Genomic DNA, 22,131 nt, shown 5'->3' with positions numbered 1-22,131 from the left:
CTGCGGTCTGCGTAACTGGGCGCCAGGCGCTGGTCGCGCCGCACACAAGTGGCGACGCCGACGCGGACGACGCGGACGGGATCCTCAAGTCCGCGCGGGCAGCACGGGGTGTTCTTCAGGGTGCCTTCCGCACGGGGTGCATCGGCCGGCCGCACACGGCGAGGCCGAGGCCCTCTCCTTCCGCGAGCGGACCCAGGCCGACGCCTGATCGGCGTTCGTGCGCCGCTGACGGCCGCTTCGGATCCGATGACCGTCGGATCCGCTTGTCTCGAGAGGGAGTTGTGCCATGGAGATCAACCAGGACACCGGGGACCGGCCCGCCCGGGGAGGGAACCCGATCTCGCGGCGATGGCTGCTGGGGGCCTCTGCCGGGGCCTTCCTGGCTGTCGGCTGCAAGGAGGAAGGCCAAGGCAGCCAGGAGGACTCGGCGAAGAAGACCAAGGCTGCGGATGCCCCGCAGAACCGCGCTGAAGTCGTCGGCCCGAGCGGTGTACTGGGGGCAAACTTCAATGAGGACCCGACCCGAGTGGACAAGACCGTGCTGAACGCGCTCGGCGCAACCTGGGTGCGCGGCTTCGTACTGATGGACACCATCAAGGACGGCGCGGACCCGTCGCAGCAGCGGGCGATCCGGAGGCTCCTTGAGTTGCGCGAACAGGGGTTCGGTACGATCCTGGCGCTGAAATTCCAGTTCAGCAAGGAAAACCAGACGGTCCCTTCCCCGACGGGGGAAGAGATGAAGGCCGAACTGGCCGCGGTTGACGAGGTGTTGAAGACCGTACTGGACAAGGTGGACATCCTCACCGTCGGCAACGAGCCCTTCCTCGAAACCCACAAGGAGGAGCGGCTGACGAAGCTGAACCCCTTCTACCAGGGGGTGGCCAAACACGTCATTGCCTATCGGGAGAAGCAATTCCCTGACGGCTGCCGGACGCATCTCTACATGGGAGCCCTCAACCACCTCGACGATCCCCAAATGATCTCGGACGCGACCAGGGACTGGATCGAGTTCGTCAACGAGACTCCACAGCTCGAGGGTCTGGACATCCATCCGCACGTGACGTCGGCTCAGGCCGCCCAGAAGTACCTCGACTACGTACTTCCCAGGCTCGACGACGGCAAGAAGTTCCTCGTCACCGAGTTCTCGCTGGTAAACCACTATGAGAAGCAGATGACCAGGGCCATTCCCGCGGACTTCGTCGATGCCTACGGGAAGGATCTGGACATCACCCGGGAGACGAAGGTGTGGCAGCTTCTCAAGCTCGCCGCGGAACAGCCCTTCACGCAGAAGCAGTGGAACGATTTCCTGCGGATGAGCCCGTGGTTCGAGAGTCGCAAGCACTTCATGCGGGATGAGGTGCGGAAGTACCGGGAGACGGGCAAGTTGGCCGTAGCCACGTACGGTGCGATGCAGGGGAAGGCGATGGTGACGGGCATCGACAAGGACAAGAAGCCCTGGATGCTGAACAGCCTGTACGTCCCCCTCACCGTTCAGTACGACGGGGGCGGCGAACTCCCGCACAACTACACCGTCTTCGACGACTTCACGTCTCTGCGGCGCGAACAGGACCGCGTCCCTGTGCATCCGACAAAGGCGTGCATGTAGGACCGGTCGGAGCGCAGGACGGAGAACGGGATGGAAGGGACGCCCTTCCGGCGTGGTCCGGGGAGCTGGGCGAGGATATGGGTTGCGCTGGCCGCCACTCTCGCGGTGGTTGCGTGCGGGCTTGCCGCTGAGCGGTACGGATGGGCCGGGATCGGGGACGACGGGGGCTCGGAGGCGAAGCGGAAGCCCAACGTCGTCATGATTATGACCGACGATCAGTGGCTGGAGTCCATGCGCGTGATGGACCGCACGCGCGAGGTCTTCGGGGACGGGGGAGTGACGTTCGAGCGGTACTACCCGTCGATGCCGCTGTGCTGTCCTTCGCGATCGACGTTCCTCAGCGGCCAGTTCGCGCACAACAACGGCGTGCGGCACAACTCGTCACCGCAGGGCGGCTACGCGAAGCTCAACCACAAGAACACGCTGCCGGTCTGGATGCAGAAGGCCGGGTATGTGACCTCGCACATCGGCAAGTACCCGAACGGCTACGGCAAGAGGAACCCCAAGGAGGTGCCGCCCGGCTGGGACGAGTGGCGCGGCTCGGTGGATCCGACGACGTACCGGATGTGGGGGTACCGGCTCAACGAGAACGGCAAACTCAAGACGTACGGGAACCCGAACGTCGAGGATCCGAAGCTGTACCAGACGGACGTGTACCGTGACAAGGCCGCCGACTTCATCAAGCGCAAGTCGGCGCAGGGCAAGCCGTTCTTCCTGGACGTGGCGTTCCTCGCGCCGCACGGGGAGCTCCTGGACGGCAGGAAGAAGCAGGGCGGGAGTAAGCAGCCGGGCCCGGGCAAGACAGAGGAAAAGGCAGAGGAAGCGGACGCGGCGAAGGAGGCGGACAGGCCACAGGTGGGGCCCGCTCCCCGGCCCGCGCCGCGGCACAAGGGCAAGTTCGCCGACGAGCCGCTGCCCGAGATGCCCGCGTACGGCGAGGGCGACATGTCCGACAAGCCGCAGTTCCTGCGCGACTACCCGAAGCTGGGCCAGGACCAGGAGACCACGAAAGAGATCACCCAGAGCTACCGAGGGCGGCTGGAGGCGCTGCTCGCCGTGGACGAAGCCGTCGGGAAGCTCGTATCCACGCTGCGCGAGGCAGGGCAGCTCGACAACACATATCTGCTCTTCGCCTCGGACAACGGCTTCTTCTTCGGTCAACACAATGTGCCCACCGGGAAGTTCCTGCCGCACGAGGCGTCGGGGCACGTGCCGATGATGCTGCGCGGCCCCGGGATCGAGGGCGGCACTCCGTCGCGCGAGATGAGCAGCAACGTCGATCTCGCCGCGACGATCGCGGACATCGGCGGAGCCAAGCCGGGGCTCACACTCGACGGTCGGTCTCTGCTGCCGTTCGCGCGCGATCCGAGTCGGCACACCGACCGGCCGATCCTGCACGAGGCGGCGGAGGGCGCGCGGCGCAGTCCGGTCGGCGAGAACCCCCCGTCTTCGGGCGCCGACGCCGCGTCCGGACGGCAGGCCGCCAAGGGCGACTTGGACCAGGACGGTGAGGCTTCGCCCGGGAAGACCCGGAAGCGGCCGCCCAGGCACGGGCAGGTCTACTCCGCCGCGTACGAGTCCATCCGCACGGAGCGGTATCTGTACGTGCGCTATACCAAGGGCGGAAGGGAACTCTACGACCTCAAGACCGACCCGTACGAGATGAGTTCGAAGCACGACGACCCTGCGTACGCGGAGGTCCGGAAGGCGCTGGAGAAGGCGCTGACAAAGCTCCAGGGGTGTACCGGCGACGAATGCAACACGAACGTCCGGGAGTTGCCTGAGCCGAAGTGAGGTGGTGTGGCGGGCAGGGTGAGCGCCTGTCGGGTGTCTCTCGCGTGGGGGCACCCGACAGGGGCGCGTCAGTCCGTCGGGGGCGGCGCTGCCGGGTGCGTAGCGCTCGACGATCTCGTCACTGTGGCCCGAACAGGCGCATGGGTCACCCAGCTCGCCCGCAATATGCGCCCACGCCTACTTCAAGCCCCGAACTCTTCGACGGCTCCCGCGGCGGTGGTGACCGACCTTGGCTGGTGGTAGCCGTTGCGGACGAGCAGGCGCCGCCCGTTTCTCGTCCTGCTGGTCAGCCAACTCGGCCAGTAGGACTTCGTTAGGTCTGTCTTGATTCCCGCCTCAGCCGCTTCGAGGCCGTGGCGGTCCGCTCCCTGGGGGACCGCCACGGCCTGCTCCGCAGGTGGCGAGTACGACGATCGGTATCTCTCGGTTGGCCTTCCCCGAGCCGCTGGTCGAGGTGAAGCCGGCCGCTCGGGTCTGACCGGATTGCACACAGGGCCTCGTTCAGCGCGGAGCGATGCCCGTGTTCGTGGAACGGAGCGCCTCATCGAGGAGGCCCGCACCAGGGCCCTCCAGCCAGCGGTCGAAACGCAGCAAGAAGGGAAACTCCGCGCGCAACGCGTCGAGGTTCGCGTTTCCCGCCAGCCTGCCGTCGTCAACGAGTGCTGCCAACTTGCCGAGGACCTCGTCCTGTGCCGACAGCGTCGTCGGCAGGCGGCTGTAGCTGATCGGCTGGCCGGCGGCCTGGGTCAGATGCTCGGCCAGGGCCTTGCCGGTGAGAGCGTCACCGGCAATCTCCATGGTGCGGCCGACGTAACGATCGGGTGAGCCAAAGACTGCGGCGACGATGCGGCCGATGTCGCGTACCGCGATGAACTGCATGGCCCGGTCGGGGCGCATTAGGAAGGACAGGTGGCCCCGGTCGAGCCCCATTCCGGGGGTTACCAGGAGCTCCATGAACGTGGCTGGCCGGATGATGGTGCTGGCGATGTCCAGACTCCGCGTATAGGCCTCGATATGGCTCTTGGTGTCGAGATGGTCGACGCCCGTTGTCGAGCCCGCGGTGACCGCCGAGCTGTAGACGAGGTGGGCGACGCCGCAGCGCACGGCGATGTCGGCCACCGCCGTGCCGAAGCGGACCTCGTCCTCGTTGGTCACGCTGGCGCCGGCCTGGCCAGAGTTCGGCTGGACACTGAAGACACCGTGGGCGTCGGAGAAGGCCGCGCCGAGCGACTCCGGATCCCCGAGGTCACCGCGGACGGTTTCGACGCCGACGGCGGAGAGAGACCGGGCCCGGTGTCCGGACGGGTCCCGCACGACCGCGCGCACCCCCCAGCCGTCGGCCCGCAGCGCAGCGGCGACCGATCCTCCCTGCTGCCCCGTGGCGCCCAGGACGACGACGGTTTTGTTGATGCTGGTCATGCCGACCACGCTGCTCTCTCGGCGATCACGGGCGTGTTCCTGATGAACATTGCTGATCCTTCCTGGGGTACTGAGAAGTGAGTCGGAGCAGGCCGCCGCTCAGTCCATGCCGACGATGCGGCCGAACTCGGCGAGGCCCCAGTGGTGGGGGCGGATGTCGGTGGCCTTCCCGTCTTCGGCCCAGAAGAGCTCAGCGACGGGCATGGTCCAGGACTCGTCGGCCGGGATGACGTCAGAGGTGCCGATCAGGCCGATGACGCAGTTCAGGGGACGATCTCGCGGACGCTCACTCTGTGGGGGCCGACCACCGGAAACAGCCGACTCAGGGCGGTATCGGGGTCAGCTCCCACCCGCCGTCGGGGCACAGGGCCGTCGGCCGCTCGAGTGAGGATGTAGCCGTCTGACAGGTATGTGCCCAGTTAATCGAGCGCACCGCTGTCGGCGACTTCGTACACTGTGCAAACGATCTCCCAATTGCGGTCGGCTACGGAAACGTGCTGGTCATAGGCGTGCTCCAGAGATCGGAAGCGACTGCCCGCGCCGTGTCCGCTAGGCTAAAACCTGACACCACCGTCAGGTGCAAGCCGGACGTGGAATCGGGTCAGGAGGCCGGGATGCGGATCGGAGAGGCCGCCGCGAAAGCGGGCGTCAGCGTCAGGGCGCTGCGCTACTACGAGCAGCAGGACTTGCTGCACTCCACCCGGAGTCCGGGCGGCCAGCGCCAGTATCCGGCCGGCGCCGTCGAACGGGTCAGGCTGATCCAGCAGCTCTACTCCGTGGGCTTGCCCAGTAAAACCATCCGCGAGGTGCTGCCGTTCGCCGACTCCGGTGAGGTGTCACCGGAACTGCTGGAGCTGCTCGCGGCCGAACTCGACCGCCTCGACCGGCAGATGACGGACCTGCGGGACGTGCGCGACCGATTGCACGACTGCATCACTGAGGCGCGCAATTATGACGGAACAGGAAGTCCATCCTGAGGCAGGGGGCGGTGGCCCGAGCGGGCACTTGATGCGTCGGCGGCACCAGGAGTGTGTCCGGGAAGCGACCACTTCCCTCATGGGACTCCGTTAGGTTCGTCTCGATCTTGGTGTTGTGTGTGTCCTGCTGGGCAGGGGTTGGTGGCAGGTGGTGCAGATGCCGGTCCAGCACCTCAGGATGTCCTGGAGGGTGTCGAGGGTCTGGTAGAGGGTGAGTCCTGTTCGGGTGCTTTTGGGGCCAGGCGCTGTTCGGTGAGGAAGGCGTGGGCGGCGGTCACGAGGGTGACGTGGTGGTGCCGGCCCGGCCAGGAACGGCCTTCGAAGTGGTCCTGACCCAGGCCGTGCTTGAGTTCGCGGTCATCGTGCTCGATGCGCCTGCGGACCTTGGCCAGATGGACCAGGTCGGTGATCGGAGTGTCGGCTGGCTGCGTGGTTGAAGTTTGTGTTGGGACGCCGATCTGGCAGTTCTCCGTCCGCCCGGCGGTGCCGGAGTACTGCCGTTGCACCCCCGCCGACCGCACACCTTTCTTCAGGAAGCCGGTGTCGTCCACGATCAGGACAGCGTCCCGGTCACCCAGGTTGTCGACCACATACCGGCGCACATCATCGAGAACCTCATCGGCGTCCCAGTCGATCCGGTTCAGCATCCGGTGGATACGGTCCGGGCCTGCGTGACCGGCCTGCTCCGCCAAGGTCCAGCCGTTCTTGCGTTGCAGCGGCGCGATCAGTCCCCGCAAATAGGCCAGTGCCGAAATAGGCCAGTGCCGACTCCCCCGGCTCCGACCGGTTGAACCGATACACGAACCGCTCGTGCAGCATTCAGTTCACTCGCCCACAATCTGACATCAGCAAGGTCCCCACCCATGGCCACATCAACGACCGACCTGGACAGCAGTCCGGTCTCGTCTGCACGCTTGGCTCCGTGCTGGACCAGCTCACGCTCCGCGCCGCGAGGATCGAGGAACTTCTGGAGACTCACCCTCTTTCCGTGGTCCTGATCTCCGTGCCCGGCATCGGGCGTCAGCGGCCTGAACCCATTGGCTGCCCGTCGGCACGGGGCTCCCGGCCACGAGGGTGGTTCCGGCCGAGTGGGCTCGGTGATCGGCGCTGACCGGCTGCGGCTCAACCCATCACCGTGCCGGAGTTTCCGGTGTTCAGTGCGCGCCTGCGGGAGAAGATGCCGAGGTCGATGTCCAGGCCGGTGTGGACCCCCCGGTAGCGCACGGGCGCCGCGTCGTGGTCCGCGCCCGCCTCGACCTGGTCGATCAAGGTCGCCATCATCCTGCCGACGACCGGGGCGTTCTTGAACTGGTTGCCGCTGGTGCCGATCGCGACGTAGAAGCCGGGCAGCTCGGTGCGGTCATAGATCGGCGTCCAGTCGTCGGCGACGTCGTAGACGCCGACGATGCCCCGGGGCCGGTTCGGCCCCCCAGCGCGGGGAGCCGACGTGCAGCGCGGGTCACCTGCGCCTCGAATACCGCCATCGTCGGGTGGGGGTCAGCGTCGTCGGGGTCGTCGAGCCAGTGGAACGGATCGCATTCCGGCTCGGTACCGCCGATGAGCAACCCACCCCCTATCTCTCCGCGGAAGTACGTACCGAGATCGATGTCGGCGACCACGGGCCCACCGTGATACTCCTCGGGCGCGCTGACGTGCGCGACCTCCTGCCGCAGCGGCCGCACCCGCACGGTGAAATCCGAGCCGACCCCGGCCAGCGCGTTCAGCTTGCCGGACCACGGGCCTGCGGCGTTCACGACGACGGGCGCGGAGATCCTCGTGCCATCGGTCAACGCGACCGCCGTGACCCGGCCGCCAGCCGACTCGACCGCCGTCACCGCGTTGTGGAACCGGAACTGTGCCCCCTCCGCCACTGCCGCGGCCGCCAGGTTCTGTGCTGCCAGCTGGGGGTCTGTGACGTATCCCGCATCCGGGGTGTACACCGCGCCGAGGGTCCCCGTCACATCGGCCCAGAACTCGTCGTCATCGATGCGCTTGGGCGGCCAGTAGCGACCGGCGTCGATTCCGGGCATGCGGTCCGCCAACATTGCGCTGTCCCATTCCTCGTAGGGGACACCGGCCTGGTCGAACAAGGGCAGCCAGCCGTCTCTCGGTGCCGTGTCCACGTCGAGCATGACCAGCCCGCTCCGTTCGAAGCGAGTCAGGGCGCCGACGTCGTGGCCGAGGTGCGCGGCCCACGAGGACCAGCAGAACTGGGCCTCCCACGCGGCCGCGACGCCGGCGAGGGTGGAGAAGTTGTAGCGGATCACCGCGCTCGACGCGCTCGTCGAGCCCTGCCCGGGCCCGCTCGCGCGGTCGACGACGACCACCCGGTAACCGGCCCGCGCCAACTCCAGCGCGATCGCCGAGCCGATCACGCCCGCACCGACCACCACGGCATCCGAAATCATGAACCCTCCTGGCAATCTCGTGAACTGGTATCAAGCACCCGCCGCGGCGGGGAGCCGCGCGGGCAACGCGACGCTGAGAGCCAACGCGACAACACTGATCGCCGCACCGATCACGAACGTGGTCGCGTACGCACTCCACGTCGGTACCAGCGCCTTCGGGTCCATACCCATACCGGAGGCGAGCACACTGGCTCCGATCTGACCGCCGAGGGTGGCACCGACGCTGCGCAGCACGAAGACTGTGCCGGACACGCTCGATACCCGCTCGGGCGGAACGACAGCGACCACGATGTTCATCCACTGGGTCGTGCCGAGGCCGACCCCGATCCCGCAGGCGGCGCTGGCCAGGTACAAGCCCAAGGCGGCGCCGTGCGCGAAGACCAGCAAGAGACTGGTGACGACGATGAACGCGCTGCTCAGCGTCATCACCCCATCGAGCCCCGACCACACTCTCCACGCGCGGGGCCAGCGGGGACGTGACCACCGCGAGTACGCCCAGCGGCAGCAACAACAGCCCGACGCTCGCGGTCGTCGCACCTAGTCCGTACCCGGTGCTCGCCGGGAGGCTGGCCAGGTTGGGCACCACGAAGTACAGCGCGAACGTGCCGAACCCGACGACGAAGGCCACGACGCAGGTGAACAGGATCCGGCGGTCGCGCAGCCCGCGCAGGTCGATCAACGGGTGTCCCGAGCGGAGCTCAACGACTACGAAGACCGCCACGACCACGATCGCCGCCGCGCCAAGGGCCAGCACCGCGGGGGATATCCAGCCCGAGCGCGGAGCCAGCGTCAGGCTCAGGAGCAGGGTGACCAGCCCCGCGCCCAGGAGCAGCGCGCCGAGCCAGTCGACCCGACCGGTCTCGACCGGTGGGCAATCTGGTACCAGCCGCCAGGCGGCCAGGAGCGAGGCGACCAGGACGATCAGCGGGAACCAGAACAGCCAGCCGAAGGGCAGCACGCTGATGATCCATCCGGCAGTGAGCAGACCGAGTGTCGCGGCCAGCGCGGACGCGCCGACGAGTACGCCAATCGCGGATTTGACCCGGTGCGGCGGCTGGGTGTCGTTGAGCAGGCCGATCGACAATGGCTGTAGCCCGGCGCCGGCGCCTTGCAGCATCTGGCCGGCCACCAGCTGGCCGACCGAGTCTGGGGTCGCCGACACGATGACGCCGGCCACCACCACGCCGAGGACGGCGATCAGGACTCGGCGCTTGTCGGTGATGTCGCAGATCCGCCCGACGACCGGGGTCGCCACCGCGCCGACGAGCAGCAGCCCGGTGACGGACCAGGCGATCGCCGCCGTCGAGGCACCAACTGTCCGCTGGATGTCCGGCAACGCAGGGATGAGCATCGCCTCCAGACACGAGTAGGCGAACAGGGCCGCGGTGAGGACGACCAGAGTCGTCCGCGAGCCGATCGTGGGAATGGATTCGGGTACACCGTTCATGACGGTCCTCCGTGGCGCGATGCACTTGCGGATGGGTGCGACGACGAAGCGGCTGGTCGCCGCGCGGCTTTCGGCCACCGCGGCGACCGCCCAGTGCGAGCCGGGCGGCGGACGGATCGGCGGTGAGGCGGGTCAGCTCTGTCCGGTGAGCGAGTCCAAGCGAGCGGGGAACGGTTCGAGGGCGAAGCCGGCAGGCGGCTCCGCGCCGAGGAGGTGCCGGACGAGGTAGTCCCACATCCTTCGCACGACGTAGTGGTAGCGGCCCTGGAATGTGTGCTCGACGCCCGGGACCATGAGTAGGTCAAAGTCCTTGCCGGCGTCGATGAGGGCGTCGACGAGGTTGAGGGTCTGGTACGGCAGCACGTTGTCGTCCAGTTCGCCGTGGACGAGCAGCAACTTGCCGGACAGTGCGCTCGCCAGCGGCGGGTTCGCGACGTCGGCCCACTCCTGCGCGCTGTCCTCGCCGAGGTAGTCGTCGGCCCAGAGAGCCAGGTAGTGGCGGATGTCGTGGTCACCGCACAGGGCGACCCCGACCTTGAACACGCCGGGATAGGTGAACATCGCCCTCGCCGTGGCGAAACCGCCGCCGGAAAGACCGACCGCGCCGACCCGGTCGGTGTCGATCCAGGAGTGGCGCTGGCCCAGTTCGCGGATCGCGGCAACGTGGTCTTCGAGGAAGCCACCGTTGCCGAGATTGCCGTACGACGCGTCGTGGAACGCCTTGCTTCGGCCCGGAGTGCCGCGTGCGTCCAGGGTAAGCACGGCGAATCCGAGCGCGGCGATCGCCTCGGGCGACGCGGAGTGCGGATCGCCGAACCCCGCGGTCGTGCGCAAGGTCTGCGGGCCGGGGTAAAGCGAGTCGACCAGCGGGTACCGCCGCGCGGGGTCGAACCCGTGGGGACGCCAGAGCGTGCCGTGGAGGTCGGTGATCCCGTCGGCGGCCTTGACGGTGAACCGCTCCGGCGGCGTCCAACCCGCCGAGACGAGCGGGGCGACGGCAGGGCGTTCCAGCTCGACCACGACCGCGCCGGCCGCGTCGCGCACGACCGTCCACGGTGGGGTCTCCACTGTGGACGCGGAGTCGACGAAGTAGGCGCCGGACGGGGCGGCCGTGACGTCGTGGTCGGCTTCGTCGTCGGTGAGCCTGGTGAACCCGGTGCCGTCCAGCGCGACGGAGCACAGCTGGCGGGCGTAGGGCTCACCCGGCACGAGCCCGGACGCGAGGAACACGACGACGCGGTCCTCCTCGTCGACGTGGACGATCTTCCGGACCGCCCACGCTCCCCTGGTGAGCTGAGTCGCGGGCTTGCCGTCCGGCGGGCACAGGTACAGGTGTCCCCAACCATCGCGCTGGGAGTACCAGAGCACCTCACCGGTGCGCAGCACCTGGACCATCGGCGGGTCGAAGAAGACCTGAGCCGGTTCGACGCGGGTGTCGCCGCACTCCTCCACGAGGAGCTCGGTTTCACCGCTTCCGACGTCGAGGCGGTACAGACCCAGCGAACGCGCGTACCGCGGCCGCCGCAGGAAGTACACGGACGCGCTGTCGTCCGCCCACCAGACCCAGCCGCGCGCGAAGGGCGACAAGTGACCCAGGTGTGCGGGCCCGTCCACTTCCCACAACGCCGACCGGTGCGCCACGTCCAGCACGACGAACCGGACGGTCGCGTGCTGCTCGTCCTCGGGCATGGCGTAGCGGAAGGAGTGGGCCACCGGCGGTCCGCCGTCTCGCGGGGTCGACTCGACCAGAACCTGCTCGCGGACCGCCCGCTGGTCGGTCTGGTGCGTGATCAGCCGAGTGGAGTCGGGCGACCAGGCCAGCAAAGCGGCCTGCGGAACACCGGTATTGCGGTGCAGGATTCGCGACGCCGCCACGTCGATGTTCATCGCGTAGCCGAAGTTCTCCTCGCCGTCGGTGGTGAGGGCGAACTCCTCGGCACCGTCGGCCGAGCGAACCCAGACGTTGTGGCCCCGGACGAAGGCGAGCCACTTGCCGTCAGGTGACGGGCGCTCGTGCGGAGCCGCCTGCGCCGGATCGGCGTCGCGTTCCGTGCAGCGTTCACCGTCGAAGGTGTACGGGGTGCCGAACGCGGTGAACTCGACCTCCTCGCCTCGTCGGCTGATCGAGGTGAATGGCAAGTGCCGGCCTTCGACCGCGGTGCCCGACGTCCGCGACAACGCGGCTGCCAGCTGATCGTGGTCGAAGGCCTCCGCGCGGGTCCCGGCCGCCGGGTCGGCCAGCACGAACCGGCGGCCCTCGGCGGTGTCGACGCGGTACCAGAACCGGTCGCCGCTCTCCCAGCGCGGGCGGACCGTGGGCACGAACCGCGCCATGTTGTGCGGCAGCAGCCTCTCGGCCCGGCGGTAGTCGGCATATGTCAGCTCGTCCACGACGACCTCATCGGCTCGCTGGCGGGATCTGGCGATCAGCTCGAGTCCGTATTCGAAGAGCTCGTCCTGGGTGAAGGCGGGCAGGCCCTGCCCGAGGGTGTGCAGTGTCGGGTACTCGGCGGCCGGGAGGTCCTGCATGCTTCGGCGCGCTCTCGGCCACGCGTCCGGGTCCTCGTCCCACGCTTTGCGCGTCGGGTGCACGGCGGCGGCGCCGATGGTGAATCGGATCAAGGTCGCGACCATCCCCACTGCTTCCCGGCCGCTCAGGCCGCTGCCGAGCAGGATGGCGTACAGCGTTTCGCTGAGTCGCAGGTCGGCTGGCCCGGAGGTGTCGACCGTCAGGTGGATCCGTGCCAGTTCCGCGTGCTCGACCAGGAGCGCGTAGTACGAGCGCAGGATGGTCCGAACTCCGTCGAGCCCCTCGGTCGCCGGGGGCACATCGACGGAGGCGAGCAGATTGTTGTACAGGCATGCGAGGACTTCGTCCTTGCTGCGGAAGTGGGTGTACAGCGACATCGGGCGCACGCGCAGCTCGTCGGCGATCCGGCGGATCGTGACCGCTTCGACCCCGTCGGCGTCCATGATCGCCGTCGCTGCTGCGATGACCCGAGCCCGATCGAGGGTTCCGCGGGGCGCCCGCTTGCGGGCGGATTCCGGTCGGTTCTCTGCCACGGTGCTCCTTCGCCGTCATCTATCCGTCCACTCCAAGCCCGTGGACGTACACGTACGGTACGGCGTGTCAAGCCCAGCGCCCGAGGAGTCGACAGCGTGGACCAACACCCAGCGATGACGCAGCGCCAACGAGTGCTGACGCACCTGCGCGCCCTGCACGAGCCCGGCTTCGGTCGCCCGTTGAGCCTGCGGGAGCCACACGTGGCGCCCGACGGCACCCGCACTGTGGTGACCGCCGAGGTATTCGACGAACTCGAAGGCCTGCCGCGGACCGTGCTCCACACCGCGGAAGACGGCCGGCTCCGGGCGATCTCGGCGGAGGGCTCGTCGGCGCGCTGGGGGCGTTTCTCACCCGACGGGCGCACGCTGGCCTTCCTGGCAGACCGCACCGAACAGGGCGTGTTCCAGCTGCACTTGCTGACCGAGGGCCGACTGGGCGAGGCGGAACCGGCACCGGCGGTGCCCGGCACGATCGAGTACCTGCACTGGTCGCCCGACGGAACCCGGATCCTCCTTGGCGTTGCCGGTCTGGGCGCAGACCTTTCCGGCGGACAGGGCTCGGGCACGAACCATGCCGAGGCAGGCGGGCCGTCGGCGTGGGAGCCGCGGGTCTATTCCGGCGTCACGGCGGAGGCGTGGCGAAGCTTGTGGGTGTACCGGCCGTCGAGCGGCGAGCTGGACCGCGTGTCACCCGAGGGCCTGAACTGCTGGGAAGCCGCCTGGTGCGGCCTGGACCGGGTCGCGGCCATCACCTCGGAGGGACCGGGCGAGGACGACTGGTACGGCGCGTGCCTCAGCCTGCTGGATCTGACCGGGGCGACGCGGAAGGTGCTGGACAGTGAGGTCCAGCTCGGCTTGCCGGCCGGAGCACCGGACGGGCGCTGCCTCGCGGTGGCCGAAGCGGTGTGCAGCGACCGTTGGCTCGTCGCCGGCAACCTGCTGCTGGTCGATCCGGCCACCGGGGTGTTGCGCCGGGTCGACACCCACGGCGTGGATGTGACCCGGTTGCAGTGGCTCGATCACGAGCGGCTCGGTTACCTCGGGCAACGGCACCTCGACGCCGTCGCCGGGATCGTCCGGGTCCGGGATGCGAGCGTGTCCGAAATCTTCTCCACCGGCCTCGCGTGCGGCGGCAGCACGTTCCACACCGACGGGGCTTTCACCGCTGACGGCCGCGTCTGCACGATCGAGGAATCCTACGAGCTCCCGCAGCGGCTGGCGCTGTTCGGAGCGGACGGTCACCGGGTGCTCGGCTCCACTGCCCACCCCGGCACGGACTACCTGCGGTCGGTGGCAGGCACCGCCGAGATGGTGAGCTGGGCCGCGCCCGACGGCACCGAGATCGAGGGCATCCTGTGCAAACCCGGGGGTGACGGGCCGTTCCCACTGGTGGTGAACATTCACGGGGGCCCGATCTGGCAGTTCCGCGACACATGGTCGATGCGTTATCAGTGGGTGCCGTTGCTCGTGTCGCGCGGGTACGCCGTGCTCAACCCGAACCCCCGTGGCAGCAGCGGCCGTGGCCAGGACTTCGCCGGCCGGGTTGTCGGCGACATGGGCGGCGCGGACACCCACGACTACCTTTCCGGCATCGATGCGCTCGTCGAACGCGGTGTCGTCGACGGCACCAGGGTCGGTCTCATCGGCGCGAGCTACGGCGGGTTCATGTCCTCGTGGCTCGTAACCCAGGACAACCGGTTCGCCGCCGCCGTGCCGATCGCCCCGGTCACCGACTGGTACAGCCAGAGCTTCACCAGCAATATCGCAGCTTGGGGCAACCGATTCCTCCACGCGAACCCCGAACAGCCCGGGACGCGAGCGCACACGCGCAGCCCGGTGCTGCACGCCAGCAAGGTGCGCACGCCCTGCCTGAACGTCGCCGGCGCACTCGACAACTGCACACCCCCGACCCAGGCCCAGGAATTCCACCAGGCCCTGCGCGCACACGGGGTGCCGTCCGTGCTGGTCATCTATCCACAAGAGGGCCATGGAGTGCGCGCGTATCCCGCGCAGATCGACTTTCTCACCCGCGTCCTGGACTGGTTCGAACAGCACATGCCCGCGCAGGAGCACCATGCATGACTACTGGATCGTCGGCGCACGGATCGTCGACGGCACGGGCCGGGACCCGGTCGACGGACTGGCCGTCCACGTCGAGGGCGGGCGTATCGCAGGGATGGGCTCGGCCCCCGCCGGAGCGCGGACGCTCGATGCCACGGGGCTGGTGCTCACACCGGGCTTGATCGACGCGCATGTCCACTTCGGACTCTCCAGCGAGATCGACCCGAGCCTGCGACGGGAGCTGTCGGTCGCCGAGCTCGCGGCGGACATGTTCGCCAACTGCGGGAAGACGCTCGACGCCGGGTTCACGACCGTCCGCGACACCGGCGGTATCGACGCCGGCCTCGCGCGGGTGGTGGCGAGCGGCAAGGTGCGTGGCCCGAGGATCCTGCAGTGCGGACCCGTCCAGTGCCAGACCGGCGGCCATGGGCACTTCGCAGCCGGCTGGGAACCGACCAGGAACTGGTACGACCACAGCATTCCCGGGCTACGGGCGATGTCGCTGCTGTCCGACGGGCCCGCGGAAATGCGCAAGAACGTCCGTGAGACATTCCGCCGCGGTGCCGACTTCCTCAAGCTGTGCGTGACCGGCGGCGTGATGTCGACGCATGACCGAATCACCGACACCCAGTTCACCGGCGAGGAGATCGCCGCGGCCACGGCCGAGGCAAACGCCCGCGGCACCTATGTCACCGTTCACGCGCACAACAACGCCGGTCTTCGCACAGCGGTGGACGCCGGCGTCAAGTGCGTCGAGCACGGCTCAGAGATCGACGACGAGATCGCCACCCTGATGGCGGAACGCGGCGTGGCGCTGGTGCCCACGTTGGCGGTGATGCACGCCCTCCTCGACGACGCGACCGAGGCCGGGCTGAGGGGCGGCATCGGCGAGCGAGTCGGCCCTGTGCTGCGCGGCCAGGTCGACGGACTGCTCGCCGCCCGAGCCGCCGGGGTCAAGGTCGGATCCGGTTCCGATCTCATCGGCCCCCACCAAGCCCTTCGGGGCCGCGAGGTGACACTGCGGGCGGAAATCGAGAGCCCGATGCTCGCACTGGAGTCCGCGACCCGCGTCAACGCCGAGATCCTGCGTATCGCCGATGAAGTGGGAACCATCGAGGCGGGCAAGCTCGCCGACCTCACAGCGTGGGCGGGCGACCCGCTCGAGAACCCTGAGCTATTCACCGAACCAGGCTCGGTGGCCTTGGTCGTCCAAGGCGGCCATGTCGTGAAGGAGACCAGGTAGTGGCGATCACCTACGCCGCACCCACCGGCCCTCATGCCGTCGGCGTCCGAGACGGCGAAGTCCTGGACACCACCTATCCCGCGCTCCGGCCGGAGGAGGCGAACGGTCGCCGGCTCATGGTCCGGGTCTGGTACCCGGCGTCGCCGAGCGCCGGACAGCACCGTCGTTATTGCGAAGACGCCGAACTGCCAGTGCTGCGGTGGCTCGCCGAAGCCACCGGGGCGCCGCAGCGTTGGGCGGACCAACTGGCCGGAATGCCCAGCCACAGCGTCACCGGCGCCGCCGTTGCCGCTTCGGGCTTTCCCACCCTGGTGTTCTCGCACGGTGCGATGAGTTGGGTCTCGCAGAACGCGCCGCTGATGGAGCACCTCGCCAGTCACGGTTACGTCGTGTGGAGCGTCGCGCATCCCGGAGAGGCATGCGGTGTTCGTTTTCGCGACAGCGAGCTGGTCAGGTACGACGACGGCTTCAAGGACAAATTCGTCGGTCTCCTGGCCGAGCCCGGCTATTCCGACAAGCTCACCGGCGACATCGCGCGGCGCTTTGAGGTGACACCGGAGTTCCTAGACGACCGTGCGATGGGCCCGTGGTCGCAGCGCTGGGTCGACGACTTCCGCGCGGTCGTCGACGCACTGGAAAGCGGCTCGGTCACGGGCCCGGCCGCCGACTTGGTCACGGCGAGCGACACCACCCGACTCGGCGTGCTGGGCATGTCGTTCGGCGCCGCGGCGGCCGCCTCCGCCGCACAGCAGGACGAGCGGGTGCGGGCGGCGGTCAACCTCGACGGCGGCCAGTTCCTGTCCGATCTGCTCGACACCGACATCCGCGTGCCGCTGCTCCACCTCGCCTCGGACATTCGCGGCCAGCTGGCCGCTATGGGCGTTCCTGGCCTCACCACGCTGGATGCCAACGAATTCTTCTTCGAGCCGCTCAGTACGGCCGGCACCAGATCGGACGTGCACAGGCTACGTATCGAGGACGTCACTCATCTGGAGCTGGCGGACTTCGTCCTGATTCCGGCCACGGAGCGCGCAAGCGTGCTGCCGGGCGGCGGCAAGGTGGACTCACAACGCACCATCGACCTGCTGAACGCGTTCATTCGCGGCCATTTCGACGCGGTCCTCCTCGGCGCGCAGAACGGCTTTCCCGGCAAGCAGCTCGCCGAGTACCCGGAGGTCACCCCGATCGACCTGTCCCCCGTCCGAACCTGGTCCCTCACTCGGGCATGAGCGGCACGCCCGTGCCGTGATCTCCGCCGCCCAAGGAGCGCAGGCCGTCGTGCGCACCTACGGCTCGCCCTGGATGCTGTCCCTCTTCGCGATGTGAGAGGGCCGGCTGATGGAGTTCCAGCGAGCTTCTGGCGGCCGCCCCGGAGGACGCCGAGGGGGGTCCTGCGCCGTTGGTGGTGCGAGGCGATGCTTGACACCGACCCGTTGGGGCCGGTTCACCGAGGTCGCGCTGAACGGCACCCTGCCCACGAAGGGCGTCGCGGCGGTCTACGGCGAAGAGGGCGGCGACACCGTCGAGGGCGGACGGGGCAACGACTACCTCTTCGGCAGCCCCGGCCAGGACGACATCGACGGTGGCCCCGCGACAACGTCATCGACACGGACCCGTCCCTGAGCAGTTCTGAGGGGACCTGAAGAGATCTCAAGGGACCTGAACAACCTGAATAACAAGACGACCCGGGTGGTCGGCCCGGGGCCGTTCCGCCGCCGAGCAGGCAACGGAACTCGCCCCCACTCTTGACCCTGGCCGGCAGATGTGCTCTCGCTGCGGTCCTCCAGTCTATGCGCGCGAGTGAAAATTGAGGCGTTTTCAGGAGGTGGCGAGAAGAATGTCGGAATATCCGTGGCGCACCGCCAGACCGGCATTACGGCCGCCGGGCCTCGTATGAGAGAGCGTCGGCCCGGCGGTCACGCGTTGAACGCCCCGGTTCGCGTGCATGATCCCGTCGTGTTCAGAAAGGTGCTGCGATCATGGCAGAGACGATCTCGCCTATTCGCAGCTCGTTGCCGTCTCGGCCCGCTCCAACCGGGCAAAGAGCGACAGAGACCCCTCCGGTTGGCAGCCGGACCTGGTCGGTTACCGCTGCACGTACGCCCGTGCGTGGATCCCGGTGAAGCGTGCCTACGCCACGCCTGCGCCCTCACCATGGACGAGGACGAACGTGCCGCACTGACGGGCATGCTCGATATCTGCGCTTGAGTGACTGTTTGCAGTCTCATGTCCGGCTTGGGGGAAATAGCTGAACAGGGCTGAGCACAGCGCAGGAGGTCCGGGCGGCATGGGCCCCGAACCATGGCAGGGTTGTCGGAGCGGCGATTACGGGGGGCGGAATGTGGCAGAAGGTGTCGAACGAGGGACTGCCCGCGAATGAGCAGTTGCCGTTCTGGGGCGAGTTGGTCTCTCGTGAACTGGCACCGCTGACCCTCAGCAGCGCGAGGGGCGCGGTGGGCTTCCCTGCGCGGGCCTCGGTGCTGGACCTCGGTTCCGTGCGGGTGGCCGCGTTCAGCAGTCCGCCCGCGTACCTGAGACGCACCCGGGCGGACATCCGGCGCTCCGACCCGGGCACGTACCAGCTGACCTTCGTCTCCGGCACTCCCTTGTGGATCAGCCAGCGGCGCCAGGACTCCGGGCTCGTGCTCGGCGACATGGTGCTCTTCGACGTATCGCACCCCTTCGAAGGCGCGGTGCCCGACAGGGGCCGCCACACCCAAGTGGTCATCATGCAGTTGCCGCGCGAGGAACTGCCGCTTCCGCCGGACAAGGTCTGTCGGCTGCTCGCCCAGCCCATGTCGACCCGCACCGGCATGGGAGCGATCCTCGCCCGGTTCATGACCACACTCGACGTCTACGGCCCCGGCTGCGACCCCCGTGATCTGAGCCGATTGGGCGTGATGGCGCTCGACTTGGTGGGTGCCTGCCTGGCCCAGCACCTCGGCGCCTACGACGACCTCCCGGCCGAGACCCGCCAGCAGGCCGTGCTGGCCCGCGTCAACGCCTTCATCGACCACAACCTCGGTGACCCGGACCTGGGACCGGCGGACATCGCCGCATACCATCACATCTCCGTGCGCTCCCTGCACACGCTCTTCCGGCAGCAGGGGGAGACCGTGGCAGCCTCGATACGCCGACGCCGCCTGGAACGCTGCCACGCCGACCTCACCAACCCACGGCTGCGGCGGCGGTCGATCAGCGCCATCGCCGCCCGGTGGGGGTTCCTGCGCCCGGCGGACTTCAGCCGGGCGTTCCGCACCGCGTACGGTGTGGCGCCCAGAGAGCTCCGGCAGGCCGCACTGCGCAGCCTGCCGGCTGCGCAAGCGGCTGCGCTGAGTGACAAGTAACACCGCACGCATCGCCAACTCCCAGCCCACGGCCCGCGCCACGATTGAGGGCAGAGAGGAACACCGGCGCGCCGGCGCTATTGGAGGGCGAACCGGAGGTACCGAAAGGTGAAGCCGTATTCCGCTTGACGTTCACGCCGATTCTGCTGGCGTCGGCCCTCACTGAAGGAATCTCGGCAGCTCACGCCCAGGCTGGAAGGGAAATTGATCATGAAACTTGGCAAGAAGCTCTTGATGGTTGGCGCAGCTGCCGCAGCCATCGCAGGCCTCGGCATCATCCCGGCCGAAGCCAGTTCCAGCGCCGCTGCGGCATGCTGGACCTTCGGAAACTCGCCCAGTTTCGGTACGTACGGCGGCCAGGTCTGCGACAGCAACCATGTCATGGGCTGGGTCAAGGACACGAAGTCCGACGGCTACTGCGTCTTCTTACGAGTGCATTACCCCAACGGGTACGCCGACGGCCCGTGGGCCTGCCCGAAGAACGTACAGAAGAACTGGGACTGGTGGGCCCCGCAGGGCATTACGAACGTGAGCATCGAGAAGGTCTACGCTCCGTAACAAGCCGTAACAGCTCGCGAACTTGATTGCGGGCGAACAGCCAGAGCCTCCGGTGAACAGCCCGCGGAGGACGAACAGGGGGCCACCGGACGGGGCCTGGTCGGCCGCGGTCGACCAGGCCCCGAACGCCATCTGATGTGCGATGCCACCGGCATCCCGCCCGCAGACACGCTCACCGGAGGCAACCGCAACGACATCACATGCCGCTGCTGGCAGCGGTCCCGCCGATACACGGCCGGCGCGGCCGTCCCCGCAGTCGGACCGCGCGAACGGCAAGACATCTCGACCCGCCCCAGGATGCTGCCCCTCCCGACGCGCCAGACCGATGCCGCCCACAGCAGCCGGACAGGACACGTCGCCTGCCCCTGCTCCTGCCGTGGATGAACATGGTGCACGCGGGCAACGCCGCTCCGGGCGGCCACCTGGTCCGCCGGTGTGGACGACCCGGGCGACGTCGTCGCTGTCACCGCCCGCGTGAGGGGGTTTCCTGGAGACCGATATCGCCAGTGCCCGGCGCGGGTTTATGGAGTTGGTGGAGTCGGGCGACCTGGGTGCGGGCCCGGTCGCGGCGGCCGTGCTCGCCTTCGCCGTGCTCCAGGTGGTGCGGCAGGCGGCGCCGGGGTACCGGCGGTGTGCCCTGGCGGTGCTGGGCCGGACTGAGGAAGGCGTGGCGGAGGCGTGGCGGGCGTATGCGACCGGGCAGAAACGCCGCTGGTTCCGGGCGAATTCGAACGGCGGGGGCGCGGTTGCCGCCGCGACGAAGGCCCCGACATCGCCCGGGAACACACCGCCCGGTCCCTTCTGGGCACGCGGCTGGAGCAGCTGCGCGAGCAGACAGCCGCCCGCGCGGAGGCGGCTGTGCCTGTGCCGTGGACGGCCGGGCCGCTGCGAGCTCGCCTTCTGGCCCCTTGATGGCGACACGGCGAGGGCGGTGATTCTATGACCACCGAGCTGAGCGGCATCGGCATCGGCCTCGCCCGCCCGGCCCTGGTTTCCGCCCGCGAGCAGGTGAAGGAGAACGGCGCCACCCGCAAGAGGGGCTTGGCGGATGTCGTTGTGTCGTTCCGCGCGGTGCGGGTCCGGCTCAAACACTCCGCCGGAGGCTCTGTGTGCTGGTCTTCACCAGGCTGGCGCTATGCGGGTGGCTTGCGGGACCGGGCCATGGTTGCGACGATCCGGCGTGGTAGGTGGCGGACCGCTTGGTCGTACAGTTTGAAGTGCCAGCCTGCGATGCTTACCGGCCGTCCCCGCTTCAGGTCTTTCATGGCCTGGTCGATGACTTGATCGACTTCCAGCCAGAGCCAGTTGGGCACCGGGATACCTGCCGCACCCGGGGTACGGGTGAACCCGGGCGCGACAGCGAGGACCCGTACGCCGCGCCCCTTGAGGTCGTGGCGGAGAGACTCGGAAAACCGGATCAGCCACGTCTTGGCCGCGCCGTAGGTGCCAGTGGGTAGCAGGCCAGCCACAGACGCGATGTTGAAGATCGCGCCCCGGCCTCGCTCGGTCATCCCTGGGAGTGCAGCGTAGGTCAGCCGCAGTGGGGCCCGGATCAGGATGTCGATCATCCTCTCCTCATCCGCGATCGCGCTGCGCGGATAGGGCGCGGGAAGACCGAAGCCCGCGTTGTTCACCAGGATGTCCACCACGCTGTTCCGCAATCGATCTTCGATCTGGGAGCAGCCGTCCATGGTGGTGAGATCGGCCTCGATGGTCTCCACACAGACGCCGTAGCGGTCGTGAAGGTCAGCGGCCGCGGCATCCAAGCGTTCCTTGCTGCGCGCGACCAGGACCAGGTCGTGTCCCTCGGCGGCAAGCCGCCGGGCGAAGCCTTCGCCGATACCGGAGCTACCGCCGGTGATCAGAGCCGTAGTCATGCTTCTCCTGTTTTCTGGGGCAGGGCGGGGAGTTGGTCTGGTCGCGGTGCGTGACCGACCTGCCGGACTCGCGGCAGGTGTCCCGGAAACCTGCGCGGCGAGTGGAACTCCCGCGCGGAATCGCCACAGGCCCCGGAACGGATGTCCCTGCTGGTGCTGGCTACCCTCTGAGAGTCTCGACTGCACATGCACCGGCCTGATTGCCACTTCCGCCCGCAGCGCGACGACATTGCCCCTGTCCCAGGGGCATCCCGTGCCCCAGCCATTCCGGATAACTGCGGCGCGCGCAATCGGATGTGCGACGGAAGAACCGGAACTCCTCAGGAGGGGG

At 68.4% G+C, this 22,131-nt stretch carries 15 protein-coding genes and 2 pseudogenes; 9 read left to right on the top strand and 8 right to left on the bottom strand.

Annotated features, from left to right (window positions below):
* The first annotated feature begins 286 nt into the window (after positions 1-286).
* Both ACJX2R_RS00320 and ACJX2R_RS00315 read left to right on the top strand, forming a co-directional pair.
* Positions 287-1,606, top strand: coding sequence for a hypothetical protein (locus ACJX2R_RS00320; protein WP_413098176.1), 1,320 nt, complete (start codon positions 287-289; stop codon positions 1,604-1,606).
* 30 nt (positions 1,607-1,636) lie between these two features.
* A complete protein-coding gene (locus ACJX2R_RS00315) occupies positions 1,637-3,400 on the top strand; it encodes a sulfatase (RefSeq protein ID WP_413098175.1) in 1,764 nt (587 codons plus the stop codon).
* Positions 3,401-3,901: 501 nt separating this feature from the next.
* Here ACJX2R_RS00315 and ACJX2R_RS00310 read toward each other — a convergent pair.
* Positions 3,902-4,819, bottom strand: coding sequence for an NmrA/HSCARG family protein (locus ACJX2R_RS00310; RefSeq protein WP_413098174.1), 918 nt, complete (start codon positions 4,817-4,819; stop codon positions 3,902-3,904).
* A 614-nt stretch (positions 4,820-5,433) separates the two neighbouring features.
* Between ACJX2R_RS00310 and ACJX2R_RS00305 the strand changes: the two genes are divergently transcribed.
* Entirely contained in the window at positions 5,434-5,796 is a 363-nt protein-coding gene (locus tag ACJX2R_RS00305; protein ID WP_413098173.1) for a MerR family transcriptional regulator, read from the top strand.
* 449 nt (positions 5,797-6,245) lie between these two features.
* Here the strand turns inward: ACJX2R_RS00305 and ACJX2R_RS00300 are convergent.
* The 6 genes and pseudogenes from ACJX2R_RS00300 to ACJX2R_RS00275 form a co-directional block, all read right to left on the bottom strand.
* Positions 6,246-6,661 (bottom strand): annotated as a pseudogene (locus tag ACJX2R_RS00300) (transposase); the annotation flags it as partial.
* 257 nt (positions 6,662-6,918) lie between these two features.
* The gene (locus ACJX2R_RS00295; protein ID WP_413098172.1) at positions 6,919-7,065 is read right to left on the bottom strand and encodes a hypothetical protein; all 147 of its coding nucleotides are present in this window, start codon (positions 7,063-7,065) and stop codon (positions 6,919-6,921) included.
* An 8-nt stretch (positions 7,066-7,073) separates the two neighbouring features.
* Positions 7,074-8,204 carry an NAD(P)/FAD-dependent oxidoreductase gene (locus ACJX2R_RS00290; protein WP_413098171.1) on the bottom strand — a complete coding sequence of 377 codons (1,131 nt, stop codon included), beginning with the start codon at positions 8,202-8,204 and terminating at the stop codon, positions 7,074-7,076.
* A 30-nt stretch (positions 8,205-8,234) separates the two neighbouring features.
* Positions 8,235-8,630 (bottom strand): hypothetical protein, encoded by a 396-nt coding sequence (locus ACJX2R_RS00285; RefSeq protein ID WP_413098170.1) that lies wholly within the window; start codon positions 8,628-8,630, stop codon positions 8,235-8,237.
* An 85-nt stretch (positions 8,631-8,715) separates the two neighbouring features.
* Positions 8,716-9,555, bottom strand: a pseudogene (locus tag ACJX2R_RS00280) (MFS transporter); the annotation flags it as partial.
* A 228-nt stretch (positions 9,556-9,783) separates the two neighbouring features.
* On the bottom strand, positions 9,784-12,714 hold the full coding sequence (locus ACJX2R_RS00275; protein ID WP_413098169.1) for a DPP IV N-terminal domain-containing protein: 2,931 nt from the start codon (positions 12,712-12,714) through the stop codon (positions 9,784-9,786).
* Positions 12,715-12,828: 114 nt separating this feature from the next.
* Between ACJX2R_RS00275 and ACJX2R_RS00270 the strand changes: the two genes are divergently transcribed.
* The 6 genes from ACJX2R_RS00270 to ACJX2R_RS00245 all read left to right on the top strand — a co-directional run bounded on the left by ACJX2R_RS00270 (position 12,829) and on the right by ACJX2R_RS00245 (position 19,923).
* Positions 12,829-14,796 (top strand): prolyl oligopeptidase family serine peptidase, encoded by a 1,968-nt coding sequence (locus ACJX2R_RS00270; RefSeq protein WP_413098168.1) that lies wholly within the window; start codon positions 12,829-12,831, stop codon positions 14,794-14,796.
* A complete protein-coding gene (locus ACJX2R_RS00265; protein ID WP_413098167.1) occupies positions 14,789-16,018 on the top strand; it encodes an amidohydrolase family protein in 1,230 nt (409 codons plus the stop codon). Before ACJX2R_RS00270 ends, ACJX2R_RS00265 begins: the two co-directional genes overlap by 8 nt.
* The gene (locus tag ACJX2R_RS00260; RefSeq protein ID WP_413098166.1) at positions 16,018-17,247 is read left to right on the top strand and encodes an alpha/beta hydrolase family protein; all 1,230 of its coding nucleotides are present in this window, start codon (positions 16,018-16,020) and stop codon (positions 17,245-17,247) included. Before ACJX2R_RS00265 ends, ACJX2R_RS00260 begins: the two co-directional genes overlap by 1 nt.
* Before the next feature lie 190 nt (positions 17,248-17,437).
* Positions 17,438-17,641 carry a hypothetical protein gene (locus ACJX2R_RS00255; RefSeq protein ID WP_413098165.1) on the top strand — a complete coding sequence of 68 codons (204 nt, stop codon included), beginning with the start codon at positions 17,438-17,440 and terminating at the stop codon, positions 17,639-17,641.
* 728 nt (positions 17,642-18,369) lie between these two features.
* Positions 18,370-19,365 (top strand): helix-turn-helix domain-containing protein, encoded by a 996-nt coding sequence (locus ACJX2R_RS00250; RefSeq protein ID WP_413098164.1) that lies wholly within the window; start codon positions 18,370-18,372, stop codon positions 19,363-19,365.
* A 210-nt stretch (positions 19,366-19,575) separates the two neighbouring features.
* Entirely contained in the window at positions 19,576-19,923 is a 348-nt protein-coding gene (locus ACJX2R_RS00245; protein ID WP_413098163.1) for a hypothetical protein, read from the top strand.
* Positions 19,924-21,056: 1,133 nt separating this feature from the next.
* Here ACJX2R_RS00245 and ACJX2R_RS00240 read toward each other — a convergent pair.
* Positions 21,057-21,800 (bottom strand): SDR family NAD(P)-dependent oxidoreductase, encoded by a 744-nt coding sequence (locus ACJX2R_RS00240; RefSeq protein WP_413098162.1) that lies wholly within the window; start codon positions 21,798-21,800, stop codon positions 21,057-21,059.
* Positions 21,801-22,131: the final 331 nt, after the last annotated feature.

Origin of the sequence: Streptomyces sp. Inha503, assembly GCF_047215865.1 — a bacterium.
GTDB classification, from domain to species: Bacteria; Actinomycetota; Actinomycetes; order Streptomycetales; family Streptomycetaceae; genus Streptomyces; species Streptomyces lycopersici.
This window is presented reverse-complemented; position numbering and strand designations above follow the sequence as displayed.

Bases quoted from the DNA above. Each gene is read 5' to 3' on its own strand.
- ACJX2R_RS00320 (WP_413098176.1), top strand. From the start codon at position 287: ATGGAGATCAACCAGGACACCGGGGACCGGCCCGCCCGGGGAGGGAAC.
- ACJX2R_RS00315 (WP_413098175.1), top strand. From the start codon at position 1,637: ATGGAAGGGACGCCCTTCCGGCGTGGTCCGGGGAGCTGGGCGAGGATA.
- ACJX2R_RS00310 (WP_413098174.1), bottom strand. From the start codon at position 4,819: ATGACCAGCATCAACAAAACCGTCGTCGTCCTGGGCGCCACGGGGCAG.
- ACJX2R_RS00305 (WP_413098173.1), top strand. From the start codon at position 5,434: ATGCGGATCGGAGAGGCCGCCGCGAAAGCGGGCGTCAGCGTCAGGGCG.
- ACJX2R_RS00290 (WP_413098171.1), bottom strand. From the start codon at position 8,204: ATGATTTCGGATGCCGTGGTGGTCGGTGCGGGCGTGATCGGCTCGGCG.
- ACJX2R_RS00285 (WP_413098170.1), bottom strand. From the start codon at position 8,630: ATGACGCTGAGCAGCGCGTTCATCGTCGTCACCAGTCTCTTGCTGGTC.
- ACJX2R_RS00270 (WP_413098168.1), top strand. From the start codon at position 12,829: ATGACGCAGCGCCAACGAGTGCTGACGCACCTGCGCGCCCTGCACGAG.
- ACJX2R_RS00265 (WP_413098167.1), top strand. From the start codon at position 14,789: ATGCATGACTACTGGATCGTCGGCGCACGGATCGTCGACGGCACGGGC.
- ACJX2R_RS00245 (WP_413098163.1), top strand. From the start codon at position 19,576: ATGAAACTTGGCAAGAAGCTCTTGATGGTTGGCGCAGCTGCCGCAGCC.
- ACJX2R_RS00240 (WP_413098162.1), bottom strand. From the start codon at position 21,800: ATGACTACGGCTCTGATCACCGGCGGTAGCTCCGGTATCGGCGAAGGC.